21 protein-coding genes are annotated in these 26,136 nt (G+C 65.2%); 3 read left to right on the forward strand and 18 right to left on the reverse strand.

Annotation, left to right across the window (positions count from 1 at the left end):
* Positions 1–3: 3 nt before the first annotated feature.
* Entirely contained in the window at positions 4–1,632 is a 1,629-nt protein-coding gene (locus K0B96_RS06880; RefSeq protein WP_255558875.1) for an exosortase/archaeosortase family protein, read from the forward strand.
* Positions 1,629–4,220, forward strand: coding sequence for a tetratricopeptide repeat protein (locus tag K0B96_RS06885; RefSeq protein WP_220165362.1), 2,592 nt, complete (start codon positions 1,629–1,631; stop codon positions 4,218–4,220). Before K0B96_RS06880 ends, K0B96_RS06885 begins: the two co-directional genes overlap by 4 nt.
* A gap of 163 nt (positions 4,221–4,383) precedes the next feature.
* On the opposite strand, the gene K0B96_RS06890 is transcribed toward K0B96_RS06885, so the two are convergent.
* From K0B96_RS06890 to K0B96_RS06900, 3 genes are all read right to left on the reverse strand, one after another.
* Entirely contained in the window at positions 4,384–5,283 is a 900-nt protein-coding gene (locus K0B96_RS06890; RefSeq protein ID WP_220165364.1) for a glycosyltransferase family 2 protein, read from the reverse strand.
* 86 nt (positions 5,284–5,369) lie between these two features.
* Positions 5,370–6,062: a choice-of-anchor K domain-containing protein gene (locus K0B96_RS06895; protein WP_255558876.1), complete on the reverse strand. Its 693-nt coding sequence runs from the start codon at positions 6,060–6,062 to the stop codon at positions 5,370–5,372.
* Positions 6,063–6,283: 221 nt separating this feature from the next.
* Positions 6,284–6,973 (reverse strand): choice-of-anchor K domain-containing protein, encoded by a 690-nt coding sequence (locus K0B96_RS06900; RefSeq protein ID WP_220165366.1) that lies wholly within the window; start codon positions 6,971–6,973, stop codon positions 6,284–6,286.
* 361 nt (positions 6,974–7,334) lie between these two features.
* Here K0B96_RS06900 and K0B96_RS06905 point away from each other — a divergent pair, with 361 nt between their 5' ends.
* Positions 7,335–9,728, forward strand: a complete 2,394-nt coding sequence (locus K0B96_RS06905) for a hypothetical protein (RefSeq protein ID WP_220165368.1) — start codon at positions 7,335–7,337, stop codon at positions 9,726–9,728.
* Here K0B96_RS06905 and K0B96_RS06910 read toward each other — a convergent pair whose 3' ends face one another.
* From K0B96_RS06910 to K0B96_RS06980, 15 genes are read right to left on the reverse strand one after another with little or no spacing between them, the layout of a single operon-like run.
* Positions 9,729–10,307, reverse strand: a complete 579-nt coding sequence (locus tag K0B96_RS06910; RefSeq protein WP_255558877.1) for a DapH/DapD/GlmU-related protein — start codon at positions 10,305–10,307, stop codon at positions 9,729–9,731. It lies immediately after the preceding gene.
* The gene (locus K0B96_RS06915; RefSeq protein ID WP_220165370.1) at positions 10,304–11,209 is read right to left on the reverse strand and encodes a polysaccharide pyruvyl transferase family protein; all 906 of its coding nucleotides are present in this window, start codon (positions 11,207–11,209) and stop codon (positions 10,304–10,306) included. Before K0B96_RS06915 ends, K0B96_RS06910 begins: the two co-directional genes overlap by 4 nt.
* The gene (locus K0B96_RS06920) at positions 11,190–12,377 is read right to left on the reverse strand and encodes a glycosyltransferase family 4 protein (protein WP_220165372.1); all 1,188 of its coding nucleotides are present in this window, start codon (positions 12,375–12,377) and stop codon (positions 11,190–11,192) included. Before K0B96_RS06920 ends, K0B96_RS06915 begins: the two co-directional genes overlap by 20 nt.
* A complete protein-coding gene (locus K0B96_RS06925) occupies positions 12,374–13,558 on the reverse strand; it encodes a glycosyltransferase (RefSeq protein WP_220165374.1) in 1,185 nt (394 codons plus the stop codon). The genes K0B96_RS06920 and K0B96_RS06925 overlap by 4 nt, the downstream gene beginning before the upstream one ends.
* Complete coding sequence (locus tag K0B96_RS06930) at positions 13,555–14,808, reverse strand: glycosyltransferase family 4 protein (protein ID WP_255558878.1); 1,254 nt, start codon at positions 14,806–14,808, stop codon at positions 13,555–13,557. Before K0B96_RS06930 ends, K0B96_RS06925 begins: the two co-directional genes overlap by 4 nt.
* Positions 14,808–16,178 carry a hypothetical protein gene (locus tag K0B96_RS06935; RefSeq protein WP_220165376.1) on the reverse strand — a complete coding sequence of 457 codons (1,371 nt, stop codon included), beginning with the start codon at positions 16,176–16,178 and terminating at the stop codon, positions 14,808–14,810. The genes K0B96_RS06930 and K0B96_RS06935 overlap by 1 nt, the downstream gene beginning before the upstream one ends.
* A 4-nt stretch (positions 16,179–16,182) precedes the next feature.
* On the reverse strand, positions 16,183–17,430 hold the full coding sequence (locus K0B96_RS06940) for a glycosyltransferase family 4 protein (RefSeq protein ID WP_220165378.1): 1,248 nt from the start codon (positions 17,428–17,430) through the stop codon (positions 16,183–16,185).
* The gene (locus K0B96_RS06945) at positions 17,427–18,449 is read right to left on the reverse strand and encodes a glycosyltransferase family 4 protein (RefSeq protein WP_220165380.1); all 1,023 of its coding nucleotides are present in this window, start codon (positions 18,447–18,449) and stop codon (positions 17,427–17,429) included. Before K0B96_RS06945 ends, K0B96_RS06940 begins: the two co-directional genes overlap by 4 nt.
* Positions 18,446–19,684 (reverse strand): glycosyltransferase family 61 protein, encoded by a 1,239-nt coding sequence (locus K0B96_RS06950; protein WP_220165383.1) that lies wholly within the window; start codon positions 19,682–19,684, stop codon positions 18,446–18,448. Before K0B96_RS06950 ends, K0B96_RS06945 begins: the two co-directional genes overlap by 4 nt.
* A gap of 6 nt (positions 19,685–19,690) precedes the next feature.
* A complete protein-coding gene (locus K0B96_RS06955) occupies positions 19,691–20,662 on the reverse strand; it encodes a hypothetical protein (protein ID WP_220165385.1) in 972 nt (323 codons plus the stop codon).
* Positions 20,663–20,671: 9 nt separating this feature from the next.
* Entirely contained in the window at positions 20,672–21,379 is a 708-nt protein-coding gene (locus K0B96_RS06960; RefSeq protein ID WP_220165387.1) for an acyltransferase, read from the reverse strand.
* Between the two features lie 23 nt (positions 21,380–21,402).
* Positions 21,403–22,701 (reverse strand): sugar-transfer associated ATP-grasp domain-containing protein, encoded by a 1,299-nt coding sequence (locus K0B96_RS06965; RefSeq protein ID WP_220165389.1) that lies wholly within the window; start codon positions 22,699–22,701, stop codon positions 21,403–21,405.
* Positions 22,698–24,020, reverse strand: a complete 1,323-nt coding sequence (locus tag K0B96_RS06970; protein ID WP_220165390.1) for a sugar-transfer associated ATP-grasp domain-containing protein — start codon at positions 24,018–24,020, stop codon at positions 22,698–22,700. The genes K0B96_RS06965 and K0B96_RS06970 overlap by 4 nt, the downstream gene beginning before the upstream one ends.
* A gap of 18 nt (positions 24,021–24,038) precedes the next feature.
* Complete coding sequence (locus tag K0B96_RS06975) at positions 24,039–25,190, reverse strand: glycosyltransferase family protein (protein ID WP_220165392.1); 1,152 nt, start codon at positions 25,188–25,190, stop codon at positions 24,039–24,041.
* 6 nt (positions 25,191–25,196) lie between these two features.
* On the reverse strand, positions 25,197–26,135 hold the full coding sequence (locus K0B96_RS06980) for a hypothetical protein (RefSeq protein WP_220165394.1): 939 nt from the start codon (positions 26,133–26,135) through the stop codon (positions 25,197–25,199).
* Position 26,136: the final 1 nt, after the last annotated feature.

Below are 26,136 nucleotides of genomic sequence, written 5' to 3' on the forward strand. Positions count from 1 at the left end.
TCCATGTCTTCCGTTTATGCCCGCGCCCCGCAAGGGTGCCCTCCACCTGCTGTGCAACCGCTGCGCGTTTCAGCCGCGGAAAGGCGTGGGTGGATCGCCACGTTCGTGATGCTGGCGGCGGCGTGGCTGCTGGTTTGGAATCAGCAGCGGTTGGAGTGGTCGGTGAATCCCACTTACGGCTACGGTTGGGCGGTTCCACTGCTGGCGGCGTATCTATTTTGGGAGCGCTGGCAGCGGAGAGGGGAGGCGCGACCACCGCGCGCACGGCTCGCGTGGTTGATCGTGCCGGCCTTGATTTTGTTCATCTACCTGCCGCTGCGCGTGATTCAGGAAGCGAATCCGGACTGGGTGAAGATCAACTGGAGCATCGCGGGCGTGCCGATTCTACTGTCGCTCGCGGCCGTCTTTCTCATCGGTGGATGGCGCTATGTCTTGTTTTTCGCATTCCCGATTTTCTTCTGCCTGACTGCGCTGCCTTGGCCGGTCTGGATGGAAGAGTATCTCGTGCAAAGCCTCATGCGCGGGAACGCCGTGGTGAGCGCGGAGGTGCTGACGATCGCGGGACACCCGGCGTTTGCGCAGGGCAATTTGATTCAGATCGGGGCCACGTGGGTAAACGTGGAGGAAGCGTGCAGTGGCATTCGCTCTTTGCAGACCGCGTTCATGGTCTCGCTGTTCTTCGGCGAATTCTATCGTTTTCGCATTGGTGCGCGGGCGGGGTTGATGTTGGCGTCCTTCGGCGTCGCGTTTATTTTCAATCTGCTGCGGACGATCTTTTTGACTTACGTTGCGGGGACCGCCGGCGCGCCGGAGATGGAGCGCTGGCACGACACGGTCGGCAACGTCGCGATGATTGCGGGCCTGGCATCGTTGTGGCTGCTCGCGGAACTTTTCCGGCGGGGACGCAAGGCACCCGAAGCGGCGCCGGTGAAACGTTACCGGGCGCGGGTGCCGTTTCCCTTTGTTTTTGCGCTCGCGGCGGTGCTTTGGCTCGGCGGGAGCGAAGTGGCGACGGCGGCGTGGTATCGAGTGCATGAGAGCCGGATGCCCGCGCCCTCCGAGTGGGATGTGACGTGGCCGGCGCAGGCGCTCGACTTTCAACGCACTGATTTTCCCGAGCGCACCCGCGCCATCCTCAAATACAATCGCGGCGAATCGGTTTCCTGGCGCTCGTCCGAGGGCTACCTGTGGCAGGGCTATTACTTGCGCTGGTTTCCGGGCCGCGTTTCAAAATTTCTTTCCGGCGGGCACTATCCGACGGTTTGCCTCCCGGCTGCGGGGCTCAAGTTGGTGGAGGAGACCGGTCGGTTCGACTGCCACGTCGGTGGTCTCACGATTCCGTTTCGCACCTACCTATTCGAGAGCAACGGCCACGATGTTTACGTGTTTCATGCGATCATGGAAGACGTTCCGACGACGCCCGACGGGCATGTCGCTTATCGACAAGCGAACTCCATGGAGCGTTTACGGTCCGTATGGCGAGGCGAGCGCAACCTTGGCCAGCGGGTGCTCGGCCTCGCCGTCACCGGTCCATTCACGGCCGGGGACGCGCGAGCCGCCGTCAAACAGCTGCTGACCGACGTCGTCGAGCCCGCCTCACCCTCATCCGTTCGTCCACCGGATCGCTCATGAACAAACGCTCCTCCCCGCTTCGCCGCTGGCTCATTGCCGGCGTCATTCTCGCCCTCGTCCTCGGTGCCGGCTACTATTTCGGCCGCTACCACGCCCTGCCGGCTTACAGGGAATGGCGGGCCGCCAAGCTGCAAAAACTGGCGAACGACTACTTCGCGAAGGGGGACTATGACAGTGCGCTGCTCACTGCGCGGCAGATCCTGCGCACTGACAAACGCAACGATGCGATGTGGCGCCTCGCGGAAAAGAGCGCGAACGCCAAGCAGTTGCCGGAAACGGTCTATTACCAACGCGAGCTCGCCAAGCTCGACAAGACTTTGGACAGCCAGCTCGAGTATATCCGCCTGGCCTTGCATTACGACCTGCTGCGGGAGGCGCTCGATGGGGTGAACAAGGTGGGTGCCGCCGGGCGGGACAGTGCGGACTTTCATGACTTGGCGGCCCAAGTCTATCTCCGGATCGGCAAACCGACCTCGGCCCGCGTGCACCTCTATTCACTCGTGCAGCTGCGGCCGGACGACGGTGCGGCGCAGCTCGAACTCGATAGCGTCGAGATGAATGCGGACGACGAGCGCCAAGATAAGGCGCTGCGGGAGCGCGTGCAAAAACTCGCGCAACAGCCGGCGTTGCGGGCGCGGGCTTACACGTTGCTCCTGAAAGATGCGCTGCGCGCCAAGAACGCGGCGGAGGCGGAAGACTACGCGCAGAAACTGATCGCGAGCGAGGGGACGGATGCGCAGCAACAAGTCCTCGCGCTGGAAGGCCTCAGGCTGAAGGATGGGGCGAAGGCGGCGGCTTATCGCGCGAAGCTGGAAACGGCGTTCGCCAATTCGCCCGATGACGCCGCGGTGCTGACCGAGTATTATTCCCGCGCCGGCGAGGGTAAAGAGGCGCTGCGGTGGGCGAAGACGCTGCCGGACAAGACGAAGGCGGCGCCTGAATTTCAGCGCGCGCTCGCCGACGCCTATATCTCTTTGCGCGACTGGAGCGGGCTCAACACTCTCGTCTCGACGGCGCAATGGGGCGACCGGGAGTATTTGCGTTACGCGTATTTGAGTTATGCCGCGCGCGGAGCGGGCCGGATCGCGGATGCGACCACCTCGTGGAAGATGGCGGTGATTCGAGCCGGCGACAGTGCGCGCGAGACGTCGGACTTGCTGAGTCGTATCATCGACTGGGGCTGGGACCAGGAAAAATACGATCTCATCTGGAAACTATTCGAATTGATGCCGCGCAATGAAGCGATCGCGCGACAATTGATCGTGTGGGAGCGGACGCAGGGCCATACGGCGAATTTGAACCGCATTTTCGCGCGGCTGTTTGAACTGGATCCGGAAGACCGCGTGGCGCGCAACAATTTCGCCTACACGAGCCTGCTGCTGGACTCGAACCTCGCCCAGGCCTACGCGCTCTCGCGCGAAAATTATCTATCGGAGCCGCACAATCCGTATTACGTGACGACGCAGGCGCTCGCGCTGCAGAAGCAAGGCAAGTCGGCCGACGCGCTCGCGCTCATCGAATCGCTGCGACCGGCGGAGTTGAGCGAACCCGAGCGGATGTTGTGCCGCGCCCTCATTCACGCGGCAAACGGCGACGCGCTCGGGGCGCAGAATTTGCTGACGGGGACGGATCTGCGCAACATGCTCCCGGAAGAAAAGGGGCTGGTGAAGGATACGCGCAACCGCATCGCCAAGATCGAGCAGGAGCAGGGGCGCGCCTCTCAGCTCTACGCGATCCAAGAGTCGGGATCGGTCAACCACGCGGAAGGCTGGTTGCCCGCCGTGACGGAGTTGTCGCGCGACAACGCGCCGAAGGATCTGCTGCTTGCGGATTCGCTCTTTGCGGCTCGCGATTGGAAGGGCCTGACGGAGCTGCTCAACACCACCGATTGGGGACGCAACGACAGTATTCGTCTCGCGCTTCTCGCTTATCTGGCGCGGCAGAACAAGGACGAGGGCACGGCGCGAACACAGTGGCGGCGAGCGCTGACGCTGGCCGGACGCGATGTGAGCAAGCTGCATCCGCTCGCCGAACTCGCGACCGCGTGGAACTGGCGTGTCGAGCGCCTCGAAGCATGGGATCGGTTGTTTGAACGCATGCCGGATGACACCGGCATCCTGAAAGAACTGCTGGCCTATCACCGCGCCGCCGGCCGCACGGGTGACATGGTGCGAATCTTGGATGGCTATTTCGCCGGCCACCCTGAGGGAGGCCCGGAGATGGCGCATTTTGCGTATTACAGCATGTTGAGCGGCATCAACGTGACGCGGGCCTATTTGAATGCGAAGAAGGCTTACGAGGCCTCACCGGAGAACCTGGATGCCCGCGTGGTTTACGCGTTCTCGCTCTACCAGCAGAAGCGATCGGATGAAGCGTGGAAGCTCGTGGAAAACGTGCCGGCGACGGGAGATTCCGTGGTGCCGGTCGCACTCGTGCGAGCGGCGGTTCTAACGGATCTCAATCGTCCTTCCGAAGCGCGCCAGGCTCTCGCCAATTTCAAGCCCGAGCACGCGCTGCCGGAAGAAGTCACTCTGGCGGGAAGCCTGCGGCGAAAGCTCGCGGACGCGGGCGGTGCGGCCGGCAAGTAGTCAGCCTGCGGGGAGACGCGCGCACTTCGATGAGTGAAGCGCGTCGCCCGCGGCGCTCGGAACAAACACTTCCGCAGCGCGCGGCCGTAAGCAAGACCCGCGGGCGCCGATGCGCAGCAGCGCATGGGTGCCAACCGATTCGCCCGTCACACCATCCGCCGAATCAAGTGGTGACGCGCGCCGGCCGCTCGGCCGTGGCTCGCGCGCGGGTGGCTTGGGCACGCAATTCGATGGCCTTGGCAACGGCGAGAAATTCATACGTCGCATGCAAGCGGGCAAAAATGTAGCCCGCGCGGCCATCGAGAAATCCGCCCTGCCAGAGGTAGACGTAGAAAAAACGCAGGGTCGGGCGGAAGGGGAGATGGCGGGCGAAACGCTTTAACGAGCGTCGCAGGCGCACGCGGCCGCTTTGGAGTGTCTGATCGCCCGCGGCGAACCAGCCCTCGACTTCGAGCCGTGCCTCCCAGTTGGAGTAGCGGTTGTGTTTCTCGATAAAGACATCGATCGAAGGAAAGGCGTAGTGATCCATTTCACAGGCGAGGCGCCCGGTCTCGCCGCGGACGATGATGTGCTCGTGCACCTCGTTATCGCCGCTCGCGGTGGGACCCTGAACGAGTCGCTCGTAGCGACCGAGCCGGTGTTTCAAGAGGCGCAAATTCCAGTTGGGATAATAGGCGTGCTTCAGCCACTGGCCCATGAACATGAAACGTCGGTTGATCCAAAAGCCCGCGAGACCATCGCCATCGCGCGCGAGCAGCGCACGCAATTCGCCCTCCGTGCTGGGGGGCAACACTTCATCGGCGTCGAGAATGAGGACCCACTCGTGGCGGAAAGGGAGATGCTCGAGCGCCCAGTTCTTCTTCTTCGGCCAAGTGCCGTTGAAATGAAACTGCACCACTTGGGCGCCGGCGCGCTCGGCGATGGCGCAAGACTCGTCGGTGCTCTGCGAATCGACGACAAAAACTTCATCCGCCCAGCGCACGGAGGCGAGGCAGCGGGGAAGATTGGCCGCTTCGTTGCGGATGGGAATGATGATCGAGACAGGGACTTTCGTTGAGACCACGGTGGAAAAGAATCGCAGGAGGACAGAGGATTAAATGAAGCAAGGCCGCTCCGGGGAGACGGCCTTGCCGGACTGCTAAACCAGAACTAGGCCGCCAAACCGCGCGCGGGTCGGTTCGAGCGAAGACGACGATACAGCACCAAACCGCCCAGCAGCGCGGCGCCGCAGATGGCGTAGGTGGAGGGTTCGGGAACTGGAGAGAAGGAGACGTAGACCGCGCCTTTCACGACGGAAGCGCCCTCAGCGAGGTCGAACGTGGCCGAATCCATCAAGATGGAAAAGTTCACGTCGTAACCGGCGAACAAGACGGGCGCAGGTGGAGTAAAGGACACGGCAAATTGGTCAGGGACCAAGCCCGGCGAGTTCACCGTGTGATCGATCGTGAAGTTGAACTGGGAGAGCATGAGCGTCGCCAGGGAAGGCGAGCCCAGTTCAAGGCCGAGGTTGAACGTGGCATAGTGAGCGCCGGAGCCGATCAGGGTAGTGCCATTGGTGATCGTGAACAGGCCGACCTGAATCGGATCGCCTGACGTGACATTGGTGAAGGTGGCGTTGGTAAACACGATGGAGCTCTGGAAGGAGCCCGGCGCGGGCACGCCGGTTTTGAAGACGGCGAAACTGCCGTCGCCCGCGTTGGTGACCGTGGTGTTGGCTTCGCTGAGATCGGTGAACGATCCCGTGGTATGACCGCTGAGCATCAATTGCGCGTGGGCGACTGAGCCCAGAAACGCCAGGGCCAGCCCGGCGGTGCCGATCCAAACATAGAGGCGCGTTTTCACTGTGGATGAGGTTTGAACTTTATGGTCGGAGCCGGAGTGGCTCCGTGAAACCCCGACCGGCCGCCTCAGCGTGAGTGCCTAATCCCGGGCTGATAAACTGACGGCCCGCGCCTGATACTGACATCAGAGATTTTGGAACCGCACGGCGCGACGCGGGGCAACAGGCCAAAAAAAAGAGGCCGACTGTTTAGGTCGGCCTCTTTGTTAAACAGCTTTACCAGTTAGGCGGTCAAAGCACGGCCCTTCGAACGAAAGCGCCGATAGATGACCAAGCCACCGAGCAACGCAGCACCGCAGAGGGCATACGTGGAGGGCTCCGGCACCGGCGTGAAGTGCACGTAAACGGCACCCGTCACTTGGGACGCTTCTTCGCCCAAGTTAAAGGACGACGGGCTCACGACCACGTCGAACCAGACCTTGTAGCCATCAATCGTCGTCGAGGGCGGAGGAGTGAACGAGATGCTGTAAGCATCAGGCACGTTCGTGTAGTCCGGCAGATTCGGCGTGTGATTGAGCGTGAAGGCGAAATCGGACAACGCGAGCGATTGCGCGCTCGGCGAGGTCAGATCAAGGCCGAGGTGGAACACCGCGGAGTGGGCGCTGGAGCCGATCTTCGCAATGCCGTTGGTGATGGTGAAGAGACCGACTTGGATCGCATCACCGGACGAGACGTTGCTGAACGTCGCGTTGTTGAAGACGATCGAGCTTTGGAACGAACCGTTGGCGGGAATGCCGGTTTTGTAGACGGCGAAGCTGCCATCGCCGGCGTTGGTCACGGTCGTGTTCGCTTGGCTGAGATCATCGAACGAACCCGTGGTGTGACCGCTCAGCATGAGCTGGGCGTTCGCAGCGCAGGTTAAAGCCAGGCCCAAGGCCGCGGCTGGTAGTATAAAACGAAGGCGAGTGTTCATTGTGTCCCTAGTTGAGGTTATTTAGACTTCTAGTTGACGGCCGAAAGAGAATGGCCGCGTGCCCTTACAATGATTCACAGGTCGCTGATAACAAGGCGCTTGTGCGGTTAAAACCCCTGATCAGGCCATCAGGGTAACGATGACGAAAACGTAGGAACTGAGGGCAGTGGGGCGGGTCGCGCCTTCCATGCATAACCAAGGGGGTTTAACCGGGCTGATTTTTTGTGTGCTGATGGTCGCGGGCTTGGGTGATTTCGCGTTCGGAGCGGGAACCAAAAAAAGTGTCGCTACAGGCGACGCGCCGTCGACTTGGACGAGTGATGCGCGAGTTTTTTCGAGCTCAGCGGTTGCTTACTCAACGTTGCTCGCGACCCCTGCGGCGGGCGATCGCGCCACGTTGCGCGTGCTCACGGTAGAGGAGCGCGCCGGTGCTGCGCGGGAGAACGCATTGGTGCGCGTGCCGTTGTTTTTCGCCGAGGGAGAATGCCGTGAGCCGGGCGATGTCGTGATCGTCGACGCAGCCCAGCCGGGGCGCGCGCTCACGGTGCAAGCCGACGATGTGCGGCGCGGTCCCGACGGGGGTGTGAGCCGGATGCATCTGTGGTTCGAAGCGACGCTGCGGGCAGGTGAAAAAAAGCAATTTCTCCTGCGGCGGGGGGGCGACGAAGTCGCGAATCGCGGGGTGATTCCGGTGCACGCAACGGCGGATGGGATTGAAGTGAAGACGACACGGGGCGAGGTGGCGGTGGGGCGCGACGGTGGTCTGCGGCGCATCGTCGCCGGCAAGGAAGCTTGGGATTTTGGCGAAGCCGGTCTGACGCCGAGCGTGCACATTACTTACTCCGACCATAGTGCGGGCGTGAAATTCGACGGCGTCCATCCTGCCAACCGCGCGGTGGCGTGGAGCGCCGGCCCGCTCTTCGTTAAAGTCGTCACGCGGATGGGCGACGACGAGGGCGCCCATCTCGAACAGACGCTGCGGATTTCCGGCGACGGGCGCGAGGTCGACGTGAGTGGGGCGGTGTTTCTGGGCGCACGCCAAGGCGGAAAGTTGGAGGAAAATTTGCTGCTCACGGGCGAAGGCCCCGCCAGGGCTCGTGTCACGCCGGTGCCGGCGGGCGTGCGGCCGGATTTGCGTAACGAGCACGCCTATGCGGTGGACGGGCTCGCGGGCGAGAGCGGGGGAAATCTCCTCGCCGTGCCGGTGGTCATCGGCGGCAGCAACGGCCGCTGGGCGGCGGAAGGGAAAACGGTTTCGTTGAGCGGCTTCCACGGGGTGAGCCGCGGCAAGGAGGAGCAAAAGACGCTGCGGGCTTTTTGGACGGAGGTTGCGTTGCTGCCCACGGCCGCCGAAACCGCGGGGGACCTGTGGCCCGTTTATCGCGCGGCGGTGCAGCCGCTCGTGGCGATCGTTGATGAACCGGGCGTGGAGGTGGCCACCTTGCACGAAGCGCTCGCAAAAGTCGTGCGCTCCATGCGGCCGGTGAACTGGGCGCAGGAGGCGGGACGTTTTCACGTGCTTGGCGAAACCGAAAAGCGCGATGCGGTGTGGCGCAAACAGCCGTCGGCCGGCGAGAGCGATGCCGCGCGATTGGTGGAGCGGGCGAAAGCCGCGACGGCGCGTCTGAATCCGGAAGGGTGGGCGAAGTTAAAGCAAGATGAGAAGAGCCGCGCCTCCGGGCCGCTCGATCCGTATCACTTGACTTACACGCTCTCCGCCGGCGCCGCCCTGAGCGCATTGGGCGACGCGCCGCCGCGGGTCGGCGAAGCGATTCGCGCGATGGCTGAAGCGTCGCGCGAGTATCTCGGGCGGGCGGATGCCGACGGCAGTCCGTATATCGATTGCTACAGCCGCGCGTTGAACATGCAGATGGGGCCGATGCTGTTCGGGCTGGCGGCGTCCGCGGAGGGGAGCGATGCCACGCTCACGCGATTCTACCGCGATCTGGCCACGACGCCCGTGATGCTGGGCGTTTTCGGTCGGGGCGAACGGCCTTACGTGGCCACGCGCCGCAACAAGCCCGATTACACGGACTATCTTTACCAGGCGATTTCCGACTTCTGGTTGCGCACGGCGGAGTTGCTGGCGCACGAAAACCTGCAACTGCATCCGCTGGCGTTTGGACGTTACACGGACTGCGTCGATGTGCTGGCCGATCGCTACCACGCGCTTGATCGCCGCGACAACGACGGCACGGCGGGTGAGGTGCGTGCGAATTTCTTCCGCGGGCAAGGACACACGCATCGGTGGCTCGGCTGGTCCTGCGCGCCGTTCATCCGCTTGCTCGCGGATCCCGCGGAGAAATCGCAGGTGGGTTTGACGGAAGCGATCCGCTACGCGCGCTCTCGCGCTGAGCGCTGGAATAACTGGCCGGATCTGACCTTCTATTTACTCACGGATCTGATGACGCGCCAGCTCCCGGACGGCAGCGCACCCGCGCTTCCACCGCGTCCCAACGGAGTTCGCGCACGAGTCACCGCGCAGGGAACAGAGCTCTCCTGGGGCGCGGTGAGCGCGGCGGTGAGTTATCGGATCTACCGGGCGGATGAGAGCGGTGGGCCGTGGATTTGGTTAAATTCGCCCTATGCGGGCAAAGCCGTGGCGCCGACGAGTGAAACGGTTTTTGCCGATAGCGCCGGCGGGGCGGGCAAGTTTTACGTCGTGCTCAGTGTCGATGCGAGCGGACGAGCGAGCGCGTGGCCCCTCGATGCACCGTGCGCGGTGGAGGCGACGGCGGCGGCGAGGGCGAAATAGTTAATCGCCGTTCGCGGCGCGGACGCGTTCGCCGATGACACGCGCCGGGTTGCCGGCGACGATCATCCCCGCGGCCACACTGCGGGTGACGACGGACGCTGCTCCCACCACGGCGCGCTCCGCGATCGTAACGCCTGGCAGCACAAACGCGCGCGCGCCGACGAACGCATGTTCGCCGACAATGATGCGCGCCGTTTGCAGCGGCAGATTGGCTGCGGCGAAGTCGTGCGTGCCGGTGCAGAGATACGCTTCCTGCGCAATCGTGGCGCCGGTGCGGATTTCGATCGGGCCCAACGAATAGGCGACGGCGCCATCACCGAGGCAGGCGCGGTGCTCCATGGTGAGTTGCCACGGGATTTGAATGCGGGCGCGACTGTGCACGAAGGGCGTGCCCGAGAGGCGGGCGCCAAACGTGCGCAGCACGAAGAGCCGCCAAGGGTTCAGTGGTTTCGGCGTCCAACTGCAGGTGACACGCCACGCGAGCTGCCACAGCGCCATGCGCGCTCGATCGCCCAACCGCCACGGCGACGCGTAGGCGGAAGTTTGTTCGTGAGTGGTGACGGCGCCGGCGGTTTTCACGCAGCGGTGGGCGAGTCGGCGCGTCGCCATTGAAAGAGGCGCATGACTTTATCCTGCACGGGCCGCACGCGACCCCAGTAAACGGCGCGCATGAATTGCCCGGTGGAAAATGGCGTCGGCTCGGAGAACGTGACCTGCGAGAGGGGCGCGAGGCTGTGTTCGTAGATCGCGCGATTCTTGAAGAAAATATTGCGGTAGAACACGACCTCGCGACCCATCATGGCAGCGGCGATGGCGGCGTGAGAGCGGTCGGTGTAGATTTTTTCGAAACGCGCAATGTAGTCGAGAAGCCGCTGAGGCTCTCGCTCGGTGCCTTGGGCGGCGTCGTTCCACGCATCGAGTTCGCGGGGCAAGCGGCCAAAAGCGGCTTCGCGATCCCGCCGGAAAATGCCGGCGCGGCCGGTTGCCGGGCAGTCCTTCCAATCGGAATAATCCACGTGGAATGCGAGGTCGTGGCCGAGTTGCAGGGAGCCCGGGCGCGCGCCGGCGGCGTGAAGCGAATCGAAGCTCACCATCTCGCGGCAGAAAACAATGTATTTGGCCGTCCAGTTCTCGACGAAGCGCTGCACGCGGGGCGAGCGCAGATCGAAGGTGGCGGGCAAAAGGACGACGTGCGCAAAACGTGGGGCGAGCGCGGCGACGCATTTGGCGATGGTGCCACCATCACCGTGCGAAAGTCCGCTCGCTCCGTGCACGAGCAGGATGTCGCCCCGGACATCGTTGGGGCGGTCGCCGTCACCGCATTCTTTCCATGCGAGGCCGAGACCTTGCAGGAGGGCGCGGGAGCCGAGATGACTCAGGCCGTCGCTCCGCGTGCCGCGGTTGAGCAGCATCACGATCTCCCGGCCGCGCCAAGACTGGAGCGCACTCACGAGGGCGCCGTTACGGTTGGGAAAGTTCATCCAACGTTGGACAATGCTTTGCGATAGGGTTCTCCAAGATTGAAAGAAAATCGTCCACGTAGCGATCGGCGACGGTGGTCAGGGCGTAGTCGCGCGCTGTTTGCCATGCGCCAAGCGCAAGGCGCTCACGGAGATCGGAGTTTTCGATCACGCGGCGAAGCGAGCGCGCGAGCTCGCCTCCGGCGTCAGGGGCGCGGTGATTGAAAACGAGGCCATTCTCTTCTGGCCGAACGAAATCGCGAAAACAGGAGAGGTCGGAGACAATGGGGGCGCTGCCTGACCCCATGGCTTCAAGCACCGCCAGGCCAAACGTTTCGCCACGTTCGGCGAGCGAAGGGTAACAAAAAACCGCCGCCGAGCGGTAGTTTGCAACGAGTTCCGTTTCGTTGAAGAGGGGGCCGGTGAATTCGACGCGGCCCGGAGCGCGTTGCGCGAGCGTTTCGAGCTGCGCACGATAGGCCGCGCCGCCGCCGCCGTGCGCAGCCTCCCACGGGCCGATGATGCGCAGGCGCCAATTCGACGCGGCACCCTCGGTTTGCAGGCGCGCAAAGGCCTCGATGAGCAGATGCACACCTTTCTCCGGATGTAGTCGACCGGCGTAAAGCACGACGGGTTGCGACGGCGCGCGTTCGTTGAGGTAGAGGGGCGCGAGCGGATAGGGCACGACGTGGACGTTGGCGGCGGGACCGGCCTCGCGGAGAATCGCTGCGCGAATCGGCTCCGACACGGTCTGCAGCACGGCACGGCGCGGATAAAAGCGCAGTTGGCCCTTCGGAAAGCGTGCCACGTGCACGTAAACGCGGCCGCGCGACCGTCGGCGCTCCAGTAACGGGAGCCAAAACGTGTTCGTCACGAGCACGTCGGCGGGAGGCAATTCGCGGCGGGCCCGCAACGAATATTGCAGGTCACGCAGTTTCAGGCGCCACGTGGAAGTCGTCGCAGCCGAGCCGGGGACGCGGATGTAATCGACGCCGGCGTCGCGTTCACGGCGTGGCAATTGCGGATGCGTGCAGCCGATATGCGTCACTTGATGGCCGGCCGCGGCGAAGGCACGGCCGAGCGCAAACCACGCTTTTTCGACGGCGCCGCCGAGGAGCGGTGGCACCGGAAGAAAGGCGCCCTGCACAATGGTGATGCGAAGGCGCGAAGGTGCGGGCGACGCGCTCATGCGGGAATGGCGGCCGCGGAGTGATGCGCGACGAAAGGAGAGATTGTGGCGACGAGACTCGCGGCGACGCGTTGGACTTCGTAACGCTCACGAAACGCGGCGGCGGCGGCGACGCGCATGCGTTGACGCGCCGGCTCATCCATCGCGAGCCACGCGGCGAGCAAGTGCTCGGTGCCCGCGACATCGTCGGCGTCGGCCAGACCGGCGCCATCGGCGGTGATTTCCGCCCAGATATTCACCTGGCGAGAAATGAGAACCGGGGTGCCCACGGCGAGGGCCTCCACCACGGCGAGGCCGAAATTTTCCTGGTGAGACGGGAGCACAAACGCCTCGGCCTGGCGAAGCGCGCCCCATTTGACATCGCCGCTGATCATACCGGCCCAATGAAGTTCAATCGGCGTGTGCGCCACGAGACGGGCGAGTTGCGCGCGATACGCGGCATCGGGGCAGGGGCCGGCGATCACGAGCGGAGGAATGGCGTGACCGGCCGCGCCGAGCGCGGTCGCAGCGCGGAGGAAAAGATCGACGCCTTTTTTCGCGTGGACGCGGCCGAGAAAAAGCCAGAACGGCCGGCCGGCGACGGCGGGCAGGTGACGCTCCCACGAGGAGCGTTGCGCGGCCGGTTCGTCCGGCGGAGCGGCAGTGCCATACGCGACCACGCGTTCTTCGCACGCATAGGGATGAAAACTTTGGCGGGCGAGAAGGCGTTCCTCCTCACAGGTGAACAGCACGGCGGCGGCATCGCGCAACACGGCGCGTTCGCAGAGCTGCCAATAGAGCCACTTTTTCGCGTGCTTGAGCGGATAGGCGCGGCGAAACCACGGATCGAGCATGCCGTGAGGGAAAACGAAATACGGCGTGCGGGTGCCGCGAAGGGCGCGGCGCACGGCGCGGCCATGGTATTGCCAGAGGCCGTGGACGAAGACGGCGTCGTATTCGCCGGCGTGAGCGCGCAACCACGGGCCGAGGTCCGGGGCGTAAGCATAACCGCCGCGCGCAGGGCCGAGCGGGACGACGCGTGCGGGGCCGGAAGAAGCGTCGGCCGCAGCGGAGGGAGCGTCGAGCGTGGCGAACGTCGTTTCATGACCGAGCGCCGCCAACGCCGGCGTGATGGCGCGCAGGCCGGAGGAGGGGCCGCCGTGGCTCGGGTCGAGCGTGGCGATGACACGCAGGAGCTTCATGGTTTGGCCGCCGCCGCAGCGGTGAGACGGCGATAAAGTGCGAGGTAGTGGTCAACCATCACCGTGGGGTCGAAGAGGGGCGCGCGGGCGAGGCCGCGCGTGCGCAGAGTGGCGCGTTGCGGCCAGGTGGCGGCGATGTGCGCGGCGGCGGCGGCCGGTTCGAGTGGATCGACGTAGCTGGCGGCGTCGCCGCCGACTTCGGTCATGGGCGCCCGGTTGGAGGTGAAGACGGGGCAACCGCACGCTTGCGCCTCGACGATCGGCCAGCCGAAACCCTCGTGCAGCGACGGGAAAAGCAGGCCCTCGGCTTGCGAGTAAAGCGCGCGGAGCTGCGGACCGTCGACGCTGCCGAGTTGGAGGACGTGGGCGCTGAGGCCGAGGTCGCGCACGGTGGCGGCGAGCTCGGCGTTGAGCGGTTTGCCCACGAAGACGAGGCGCGGCGGGTGCGGCAGCAAAGGCCGGAGCGCAGCATAAATGGCGAGAAGGCCCGCGCGGTTTTTATACCATTGGCCACCGCCGATATTCAGCAGGTAACCGCCGCCGTCGGGATTGAGAGAGGTAGCAGGTAATTGCCGCGCCTGGAGCAGGCCGCCGAGGGCGGCGCGCGCTTCCTCGGCGGGCACGGGCGCGAAGGGAAAGTTGAGGCCGTTGAAAATGACGGAGAGCGACGCAGGCGGGAGATGCGCCAGCCGCACCACATCGGCCGCCGTTTGAGAAGAAATGCAGGCGGCGTGGGGCAGTTGCGCGATGCTGCGCAAAATCCATTCCTGATAACGGCAGCCGCGGGCGGTGAGGCGGTGGGCGGGAAATTCTCCCCGCGCTGCGCGGATTTGGAGCAAGTCATGGCAGGTCGCCAAATGCGGCAGACCACGAAAGAGCGGACTATAAACGGCGTTGGCGTGGTCGACGATGTGGACGAGGTCCGGGAGTCGACCGCGCTCACGGGCGGACGCGAGGCGGCGCCGCACGAGGCGGGGGAAAACGACAAACTTGTCGAAGTAGCCGCAGAGTTTCGCGAAGCCGTTGTAACGATAGCGGGGCAGGAGGCGCACGAGCGCGGGCGCGGGGCACCACGTCGTGACGGATTGGCCGCGCGCGCGCAGGGCGGTTTCCAGCAGCGTGCCGAAACGCAGCATGCTTTCCTGGCGATCAGGCGGAAAATTTCCGATCAGCAGGAGGCGCAGCGGGCGCCCCGAATCGGCGTTGGATCCGAGCGTGGCGTCGGTGCAAAAGTGAAGCGCCGAAGTCATCAGGCGAGCGTGGGCGGCGTGGCGCCGGGGGCGGGTTCGATTTCAGGTTCCTCCTCGGCGGATTCGACTTCGATCTCGTCTTCGTCCTCCACGGCCAGTTCGTCGTCCTCCGCTTCCTCGTCGTTGAGCGAGGCGAGGACCAAGCCGCCGCCGAGCACGGCGAAGCCCAGGATGGTGGGCGGCGCCCATTGGTTTTGCGCGATGGGAATGGCGCAGGCGGACAGGAGCAGAACGGGGAGGTTGTCGCGGGCGGTGAACAGCGCGCGCAATGCCAGCCGGGCGAGGCTGAAGACTATCGCCACGCGCAGAAACAGGAACGCGCCGCCGAGCACGGGGCCGAGTTCGAGGAAGACTTTGCCCCATTCGTCTTCCACGAGGAGAAAGCCGATCTGGCCGGCGAGCAGGCGGGAGCCGACATTGGAGCCGACGCCGATGCCATCGCCGAAAAACGGCGCGTTGGCGGCCCAGTAAAAGGGTTGGGTGAAGTTGCCCATGATGCGGCCCATGATACTGCCCCACGCATCGCCGTCGTTGCCGATGGCGGCCGTATCCCAGCGCATCATAAACACGCGAATGCCCTCCTGAAAGACCGGGAGAAACGAGACGCCAACGCCGACGATCGCGACGAGAAGGAGAGCCCGAATCAGGTTCACGCCGCCGCCGGTGAACGGCAGGCAGCAGAAGAACGCGATGCCGACGATGCCCGTGGCCAGCATGACGGTGCGACTGATCGAGACGGGGAGGGCGATGACGATCGCGAGTCCGCACGCGAGCAGCAGCGGCAACCAGAGACGACGGTGACCGCTGATTTGGTGGAGAAAAAACGCGGCAACGAGCGGATAGAAAAGTTGCGGGCCGGTGATGAAGGAGAAAAAGCCGGGCGGGCGGATCTTGCCATCGGCGCCGAAGATCTGGCCGCCGGCGTCGTCGCCGACACCGCGATTGATCCATGCGCCCATGGGAGCGTGAAATTGCGCGACCATCAGGACGGTCATGGGGAGGGCGATGATGAGGAGAAACGAACCCAGGCGCTCGACGTCCTCCCGCGTGAGCACTTTGGCGATCACCCAGATCAACGGGAGATGCCCGTAGTTGATTCGCAGCCCGTAGATCATCACCCACATGTTGTCCTGACCGGCGATGAAACTCGCGATGACCGAGCAGACGGCGAGGACGGCGATCGCGACGAGAAACCCGTTGCGCGGAAAACGGCCGGTGAAAAAGGCGGCGGTGTAGATCGCCAACGCGACGGGATCGCGGACGATCAGCAATGGATTCGCGAGCGACGGCAGCACCCACTTGCGCAGGGAGCCCTCGAAAATGAGGAGGATGACGTAGAGCCAGACGAGTTTTTTGAGCGTGCTTTCCATCGAGTCAGCGGGCGGCGAGCGTGGTTTGGACGCAGGCTGCGAGAGTGCTTTCGTAATGGTCCCACGTAAACTGTTGCGCACGAAGTTGAGCAGCGCGCGCCATTTCCATCCGGGTCGCGGGGTTGCGACGAAGGAAATCGAGGCGTTCCACGATGGCGGAAGTCGAACGGATCGGGACGATGTAGCCTTCGACGCCGTCGGAAATCAGATCCGGGCCGGCGGTGTGCGCCGTCGTGATCAAAGGCAGGCCCATGGCCATGGCCTCGAGCAGCACCAAGCCGAAGCCTTCAAACAGCGACGGGAAGACGAACACATCGTGCGCCGCCATTTCGGTGAGGACTTGCGCGTGCGGGGCGCTTGGGATCCAGCGGATGCGGGCAAGCGCGGCGTCGAGGGGCGCGCATGGCGTCATGGGTTTGGCGCCGATGACCGTGAGGTCAATCGCTCCGGCGAGTTGATCGGCGGCGCGGAAAAGATAGCTCAGCCCTTTGCGTTGTCCGAGCGAGCCGACGTAGAGCACACGCAGGCGGGACGAGCGTGCAGACGCGTTGCGTTCGCGCGGCGGAGGCGGAGCGACGGGCGCGGGAGCACCGTAAGGGATCAAGACCACGCGGCCGCGGAAATCGGGCGCGGCGTCGAGAGTTTTCAAGGTGAACGAGCTCGCGACCAAGACGACGTCGGCGAGCGCGAGTTCCTCATCTTTGCGTGCGGTCTTCGCCGGGCTGTCCTGATTGCCGTGGAGCGTCGAGGCCCACTCGGGTTCGCGCTCTGCCTCCTCGGTGAGGATCGTGCGGGCGGCTCGCCAGTAGCCGATGGGCAGATCGTAAAAGGTGGTGAGGCCGGTGCGCCGGGCCGCACGGAAGGTGGCGTCAGCGCCGTCTTCGTAGGCGTAAACGCCGGTGAATTTGCGTTGGGCGACGCGGGCGGCGACGCGGCGGTCGAGGGCGTGATACACGGCATCCACGCTGAAGGGGCCGGTCTCGCGTCGGACCAGAGACCGCAATCCTGCGCGCGGGGCGAGGAGGCGGACGAGCTCGCGCATCGGATACGCGCGCGTGAGCGGAGCGAGTTCGGAGGGAAAGGAGCGGCGGCGCAGCTGCAGGCGCAGGGACTCGGGGAGCAGTCGGCGCAGGGCAGGCGTTTCGCGATAGTTGAGGCTCGTGCAAAACTCGCCGAGCAGCCCGGCGCGGGCGAGCCCGAGCGCGGCGTGGCGGACGTTGGCGTTGCCCGTGGGATGCGACAGCAGGATCATGGAAGCAGCGCCGGCGCGGGCGCGAGGGTGCGGGCGAAAACGTGCAGGTAGTCGCGAACGATTCGTTCGGGCCGGTGGCGGTCGAGATGGCGACGGATGGTGGCGGGGGCGATCGGCGGTGAGTCGGCGAGCGCCGCAGACAAGGCGGCGGCGAGCGCGCCGATATCGCCATTGGGGAACGTGACGCCGCACGCGCCGACGGCTTCCGGCAGGCCGCCCGTAGCAGCCGCCACGACCCGGCAGCCGCACGCCAAGGCTTCCAGCACGACAACGCCAAACGGTTCCTGCCAGCGCGATGGAATGACGGCGACGCGGTGCGCGCGAAACGCGTCGGCGACGGCGGCCGCGGGCAAGGCGCCGGCGAACGTGACGCGGGCCAAACCGAGTTCAGCGGCGAGGGCGCGCAATGACGTTTCCTCGGGGCCGGCGCCGACGATCGTCAGCGATGGCGTGGACCCGCGGCGGTGCAGGCGGTGCAGGGCGCGCAGGAGAAGATCGACGCCCTTGTCGGGCACGAGGCGACCGACGAAAATCAAGTCGAGAGAACGCGGACCGGGCGCGGCGGCGCGAAAGTGGCGCGCATCGCAGGCGTTGGGGATGACGACGGCAGAGACGGGCAGTTGGCGCGCCAGCGCCTGGCTTACGCAGATGGAGCGCGCGGCGGGCAGCAGGGCGAGTTTCAGCAGCATCGAGCGGCGCACGGGTTGATCAGGGAAGAGAATCCAAGTGTGGTGAATCACGATCCATGGCCGGCGCACGAAGAGGAGCGGCCAGACGGCGCGGAGGGTGATGTTGCTGTGCACCACGAGATCGCACCAGCGAAAGAGGCGCCAGAGCGCGGTGGCGCCGGGTCGGCGATGGATGGGCACCGCGCCGGGCGCCGCGGGTGGACCGGGGGTGTAGGTGACGAGCTGCACGTTGTGGCCCGCGGCGGCGAATCCGTCCGCGAGCAGCGCGGACATGGATTCGATCCCGCCGATGTTGGGCGCGAACGTGTAGGAAACAAAAAGGATTTTCACGCGAGCTGCTCCGAGGGCGCCGGGTGTTCGGCGGCGGCGATGACTTGCGCCAGGGCGGCGGCGAATTTTTCGGGATCGACAAAGAGATCCCGCGATCGGGCGGAAATATCGGGCAGGCCCGGCCGGACCTGGCCCTCGCCGAGGATGATCGTATGCGCCAGGCCGCGGCGGGCGGAGATCATCCAATGGTAGGTTGCGAGCCAGCCGGCGGGGGCGATTTCGAGCACCTGGGTGGGCGGCGCGCAGAAAACCAGATTGGCAAAGGCGGCTCCGGCGGGACCGGCGACTATCTCCGCCTCCGCGAAAAGCCGGGCCTGCGCGGCGACCGAAAGGCCGGCGAGCGAAACGATTTCAAAACCGTGGGCCAGGAGAAGCGGATGTAGTTGGCGCTCGTTGAGGAGGCGGCGGATGCGCGCATCAGCGCGCGAGAGGAACAGGCGGCGTTTGTGCGCGCGCGGGCGTGCGGCGCCGAGAAAAGTCTGCCGCAAAAACGCGGCGTCGGCGGAGGGAATGCACTGGTTGTGATGTTTGAGCGAAGGAACGACGAGCGTGTCGCAACGCACATGGGTGCCGGGCGTCACGGCGACGATGGCATCGCTGCGGATGCCGAGGGCGAGCAGGGTCTCGCGTTGATACTCGCGGTCGCGGTGGTTGACGACCACGCGGTCAAACGCGGCGGGATCGAAGCCGGCGCGGCGGATGAGGCCGATGCGGGGCAGCAAATCAATCAGCCAATGATGATAGTTGTCCGTCGCTTCGGGTGTGACGAGGTAGAGCGTGCGTCCCGCCCAATGAGTGGGGCGCGGGAGAAACGGCCGTGTCCAGACCGCGTGCAAGCGCGGGCCGCAAGGGTCGTGGGATGCGGCGGCCACAAACTCTCCGGCTGAGGTGAAGATGGCGCCGGTGTCGTGGCCCCACAGCGCAGCGTCGGAAAACTCCATCACATAGGAGGCGTTGCAGTGAGCGGCGGTGCGCGCGGAAAAAAAGCGGGCGGCGGTGGAGTCGTAAGGAAGGGCCGGGAGCGGGCGGACGAACGTGGTCGGTGGGTCGAGACGGATCAGGCGGCCGGGCCAAGAGTCGGGACTGGCCGTGAGCGGATCGAAGATGCGGTTGACGGGAAGATGCAGGGCGCGGCGCAGCGGCGGCAGGGCGCGCGGGAGGGCGAGGAGGCGCACCTGCACGTGGCGGCTGTAGAACCACGCGGATTTGGCGAGTTGGCGGAGCGAGAGCGGCACGGCGGGTCAGCTCCGGCGATAGACGCGGCCGAGAAGGGAGCCGGCGGCGGCGCTGGTGCGCAGCGTGGAGAGGCGCACGGGGGAAAAGATTTTTAACGGCGTGGAGGCGTGCTGAAGAAACGCCTTGTGCGCGGCGCCGGGCGGACGACCGCGGAGGGCGTGGAGGAAATATTTCCCGCGCCACGGCTTGGCGGGTCCGATGGCGTGCGAGAGCAGATAGCCACCGGGCGCGAAATCCATGCACTCGGGACCAGCGCCGTTGATTTTCATCGTGGAGACCATCAGCGCCATGTTGAGCGCATCTTGATCGGCGGAATGGACGAGGCTGTTGGGCGTGCCGGTTTTCAGACTGCCGAGGCTGCCGAGGTATTTTTCGACGCAGTGAATGACGCGTTGCCAGACGTTGAGGAAATCGGCGTCGGCGCGAGGGAGGCCGATGAAACCGGCGTTGTAATAGCGATCGAGGGGGCGTTGCGCCGCCAAGTTGTGCGCGGCGAGGAAGTCGGTCCAGGCGAGGCGATACGGATGCCGCGCGGGAAGGTAGGCGTTCACGTCTTCGCAGACGGCGATGCCGTCGTGGGCCCAGCGATCGAGCACGGTCCAAGGTGCTTTAACAACGAGGTCGGGGTCGCAGTAGTAAAGCTGCGTGGCGGCGGCCGCGTGTTGCTCCCAGCACAGGCGGAGGAATTCTGGTTTGTAGTAAGTGAGGTGGTGGGTCGAGGTCACGGGCACGAACGCGACTTCGAGGGCGGAATCGAGACGGCGGGCGGACTCGGCCCACGGTGGCGGGGGGCCCCGATGCCCGCAGATCACGCGGCCGGCAAATCCGGAGGCATGCAGGGAATTGATCAGCGCACCGGCGCCGAGGTGATAATCGCCCTCGAAGAGCGTGCACACCGCCGCGGTTTTGGCGGGGGCCGTCGGCGAGAGCGGCGACGGGACGAGCGTGGACGGAGATGGTGAAGGTGAGGCGACCATGGACATGGTTTAGCAGCGACGGCGATCCCACGTGATGTGTTCCCGCAAGAGTCGCGCCGGCGTTCCGCCGACGAGCGTGTGGGCGGCGACGTCGCGCAAAACCAGACTGCGCGCGGCCACGACGGCGCCGTCGCCGATGTGCACGCCTTTGAGGATCTGACTGTTGATGCCGAGCCAGACGTGATCGCCGATGACGACGTCGGCGGCGGGGTTCAGCCGCTCGCCGTCAATCGTGGAGAGCAGGGAATGTCCGTCGCTGTTGCGCACGTCGGTGCCGTAGGCGATCATGCAGTCGGATCCGATGTGCAGCGCGCGGCCCTCGTTGGCGACGAGCACCGGTTGCGTCATGGTCGTGCCGTCGCCGATGGTGAGCGCGGTGCCTTGATCCTCGACCACGAGATTCACGCCGCGAATCCGGCAGTGTGCGCCGATACGGCAGACGAGATTCTCACCCGTGAGGCGGATGCGCGCATCCCACAAACGGGCGCCGGGAGCGATTTCCACGCGGTTGTGGCGTCCGGAAACCGTGATGGTGCAGCGGTCGAGAAGCGCATCGTGGAAAATCAATTGGTGCGCGGTGCCGGTGCACGATACGCGGGTGCCGCGGAGGTGGCGGTAAAGTCGTGCGCGAAGGCGGCGCAGCAGGGAAGGGCGGACGGTGCGGACGACCGCGGGGGACGCGCGGCGCGCATCGGTGGCATCCAGCGAGCGGACCACGGCCGGCGATGCAGGCGGGCAACTCACAGGCCAACCTCCGCCGGCTCGGCGAGGCGCTGGCCGGAATTGAGCGCGTGAAGATTTTCGAGATAGAGGCTGGCGAAGCGGCTCGCACCCAACGGCGCGCTGCCGGACATCTGCGCGAGGTAGCCGCCCCAGAGTGTGCTGCCTTCAAGCAAGACGAGGCCGAGGTTCGAATGCGCGATGTCCCAGCCGATGAAAGGAAACTCGGCGAACTCTTCATGGGCGCGCAGCGCCAGCGCGCGAATCTCCGGCCATGCGTCGACGATGAAGCCCTCGATGGGCTGGCCGGTCATCGGGTGCAGGTCGAGCCGGCCGACGCCGGGGTCCTTGGCTTCGGCGGCGGCGAGTTTGCCGGAGACCAAGTCGACGGCGGTGCACAGCGTGACGTTTTGTTCCGCGCAGGTGAGTTCGCTGCGAATTGGGAAACGCAGCGCGGCCATGATGACTTCGAATCCGCCGATGGCGTTGCGAGCGGTGACCACGCGAAAGTTGCAGAGGGCTCCCGTGGAAAAGCGCGCGAGGCTCTCGTGGTTACGGAGCCACGGCTGCACAATGAGCGTCTGGCCGGCGGAGGTCGCGCTCAGTTCCCCCGCGAGTTCCTCGCGAGTGTAAACATTGCCCGATTCGACACAGGTGTAGCGGTTGTGGTCATAGCGAAAGCCGCGCAGGCCCGAGCCGCTGTAGCCTGAGGTGGGTTTGACGATGAGGTCCTGCTCCCAATCGACAAAGAGCGCGGACGCGGGGGGAGTTTCCTGCCGGCCGTGATCGAAAATTGCGAGGAGCGGGACAAGCGGCAGGCCCGCCGGGGAAGCGGCGAGATGGAAGGCGAGCTTGTCCTCGATGCGCTCGGTGGAGTTGGTCGTGATCGTGCGCTGCAAGTGATGCAATTCGGCAGGATCGAGGTATTGCGCGAGGCGGCGGCCTGGTTGGGACTGGAGGCGCAGATAATAGTAAACTTGGGGGCGCAGCGCGTGGCGCCAGGCAAGATGCACGAGTTGAAAGAACTGACGCCGGAGGGGAATGCTATAAGCGAAGCGGAGGCGCGGGCCGTGCAGGCGCATGGCCTTGACGATATGCACGAGGGAAAGCGGGAAATATAACAGCGCGGCGGCCCAGCGCTCCCAACTGCGGACGTTGACGAAGTGGTTTTGCTCGATGAGGCAGGCGAGGCGGCGCAGATACGCAGCGTTGGTGCGGGCATAGCGCCAGGCGAACCACGGCGCGGCGACGCGGCAGCGGTCGTAGGCGACCAAACGCAGGACGGGATAACTCCAGATGTTGCGGCGGGGTGATTTCATGAGCGGGAATTTTGGGCGGTCCACGCCCAGTAGATTTCCGGGAAGGCGGTGTGTCCAAGCGGGACGGCACCGGGAAGTTGGGCGGCGTCGGCTCCCCAGAACGCGTTGGCTTCGAGCAAGTGCAGCCCGGCGGAAGTCTCGACCACATCCCAGCCAATGAACGGCATCCAAGGCAGCGTGCGATGAGCGCGCAGCGTGAGTTCCGCCATGGCAGCCCAGCCTGGCAGCACGCGGCCGGTGATGCAGGCGCCGGTATCGGGATGGACGTCGAACGAGCCCTTGGTGATCTCGCGAAACACGCCGGGACCGAGAGTGCCAGTAGCGACGTCGACCGCGGACAGCAAGACGTGGCGGTCGTGACCGAACGTCGTGTGGCTCGAAGGCAACCGCAGGAAGGAGGAGATGAGTTGCGGTTCTCCATCGGGGAAACGGCCGGTGACAATGCGCAGATTGCAGAGGTCGCGATCGCCGTAGTCGGCCCACACCCCGCCGTTGACGAGTCGGGGTTGCAGAATGTAGCCGGTGCCGAGCGAGCGTTGCCGCAGATATTCAAGGAGCGCGGCGGAGTCGAGAACACCGGCTTCGCTGTGATAGGCGTGGCGCTGGGCATCGTAGCGGAAGGCGAGCGTGCCGACGCTGCCGTAATCGGCGATGGGCTTTGCGAATAGGTCCTGCGCCGGCAGCCGGTCGCCGGTGTCGGCCGGCGAATCACAGCGTTCGCCGTGGCGCCATGCGGCGAGCACGGGCGGAGTTGGAAGACCGGTGGCGAGGCAATGCTGATAAAAGGCGAACTTGTCCGCGATACGGTGCACGGGCAGGGCGCGATTCAAGTCGGTGACGAGGTCGTTGACCTGACGATGTTCAAGATTGGCGAGCCACGCCGAGCGGTTCGGCAGGAGAAAAAGTTTCCGCCAATAGTAGTGCCGCGGAAAGGTGTTGTGACGCCAGACGCCATAGCAGAGGTCGGCGAACTGGTGACGGGCGCTGATGCCGTGGGTGCGGCGCACGTGCGCCGAATAGCGGCGATGAAAGCGCAGGGCGGCGAGCAGGCCGATCGCAAGCCAGAGAGCGGCAGCGACGCTGCGGTGGAAACGAGAGGCCGGGCGAGGCGCATCGGTTTCCAATTCCAGCAGTCGCTGGTGAAGGCGGCTCAGCGGATCGGTGCGCGGCAGGAAATCGAAAGAGCGCAGAGGAATCCGGCAATGGTCGAACGCCACGAGGCGTCGGGTGAGCGGGAGTGATCGAGGCGGACGCATGGTGAGGGCGGCGGGAGCGAGCGAGCCGGGAGCGAAAAGGGAAACCATGCCGGAGAGGGCCATGCGAAGAGTTGCGCCGTTTCAGGCCGCGGAGGCGGGCGCGTGGACCGGATCGCCGAGCGCGGCGAGAAACGCGTCGACAACATGCGGCAAGCGCGGGGCAGGGGCGTGACGATGATCAAGCCACGTGGAGAATTCGGAGGGCGCGAAACCCTTCAGCGGGCGGAGCAACGGACTCCAACTGGCGGTCGATGCAGCGTCGCCGCGCAGCCGCCATTCGTCGCGGGGCACGAGCACAGGCAAACCATGCTCGAGCATGGCGACCGTTGAGCCGCTCTTTTCGACGAGCGCCCACGGGTGAGAGGAAAGACCGAAGTCGGCGGATTGCAGGATTTGAGAAATTCGCGTGGGGCTGGCGGCACCGAGCGTGAGCACCGGAATATCGCGAAACTCTGCGCGCACGGGTGCGAGGATGGCGTCCTGCTGCGGTCCACCGTGGCCGAGGGTTACCAGGCTGATCGAGCGATGAGTGTCGGCGGCCGCGGCGCGGAGGAAAGAGAACGTTTCGCGGGCGCGCCACTGCGCGTGGAGCGTGCCGAACATGACGCCAATCGTCCGCGGGGCTGGCGAAAGGCGGGGGGCGAGCTCGGCAAGCGGCGAGGGTGCCGCGGGCGGCGCGATGGGGATGTTGCCGAACAGCGGAAGCACTTGCGCGGGCCACTGGCAGCGCCGGAGAACGCGTTGATACGTTTCGTTGGAGGTGTGGACGCGCTGGGGAGCGAGGCGGCGCAAAAAGGCGAGCAGGCGGTGGCGCTGCCACGCACCGACGAGTCGAGTGCGAACGCTTTCGCCGGCAGGGAGTCCGAGCCAGAGTTCGTGCAACATGGCGTGCGTCTGCCAACCACCGGAGAGCGCAGCCAGAGGCGCGGCGGCGGCGGGCATGAGGCCCTTCGGATCGAACCCGTAGGCGACAATTTGCCAGCTCACCCAATCGGGAGCGAAGTCGCGGAGGGCGGAGGCGAGAGCGGCGATGCGGTTGGGCCACGGCTCGGTGCTGGCGAACCGCACGCAACCGTCGTCGTCTTCAATCGAAGTCGCGAGATGGCGGTCGTTGATCGCGAAGAGCCGGCACTCGTGTCCGCGTTCCGCGCAGGCGGCGGCGAGTTGGCGAGTGTAGTCGCCGACGCCGTCGCGGCCGGGTTGAAGCGAAGTGCAGATGAAGGCGATTCTCATGACGCGTCAGGCCTCGGGCCGGTGGTAGAACCGGGAGAGAAAGGCAGCGAGGCGGATGCAGGTTTGTTGTTGCCGCGCCCGGCGGTGCGTAAAAACGGGGAGCGGACCTTCCACATAGCGCCAGAACCAGCGGTCCGGACGAGTGGGGGGGCGACCGCGGAAGAAGTCGCGGAGGTAATGGCGGCGCCACGGCTTGGGTTTGTCGACGGCGTGGCTCATGATGGGCCGACCGGCGCTGGGCACAAAGTCCATGCCGTTGGGGCCATAGACCGCCACGGGATGTGGCGTCACCATGGCGGCGAGATTGAGCGTATCCTGATTGGCACTCCAGAAGCGGTGCGTGCGATCGAGCGAGCGCCACCCGGCCAAGCTGCCGCTCTCGGGCTCCACGGCGCGAATCAGATCGCACCAGGTGCGGAGGAAACTCGCATGGGCGCGTTGCACGCCGAGAAAGCCGCTGTTGCAGAAGCGCGAGAGGTCGCGCGTGACGGTCAGGTGGTTGTCGTGAGCGAATTGTTTCCAGGCGTGGCGCAGCGGGTGGTCGACACCGACGTGGTAGTGGTTGTCCTCGGTCAGCGCCACGCCGTAGCCGACCCACTCGACGTAATACGACCAGCGGGTGGGAACGACGATGTCGGGGTCAAAATAGAAAACGGCATCGGCGCTGGGATCGAGTTCCTCGAGCACGCGCAGCATGAACCACGGCTTGTAATGCGCGAAGTGCAGCGGCGACTCGACCGGCACGAGGCGGAGCTCGGCGTCGGGCGCCAGCGTGATGACGAGTGCATCGCCATCGCGCCGACCCTGCTGCGCCCACGTGGGCGCGGGGCCGCGATAGCCGGCCCAGATGACGCCGGTGAAGCCGTTTTGCACGAGCGAATTGGCCAACGCGGCGGTGCCGAGATGGTAATCGTTCTCAAACAATGTGCTGACTGCGCAACGCATC

The sequence above is a fragment of the Horticoccus luteus genome, assembly GCF_019464535.1.
GTDB lineage: Bacteria > Verrucomicrobiota > Verrucomicrobiia > Opitutales > Opitutaceae > Horticoccus > Horticoccus luteus.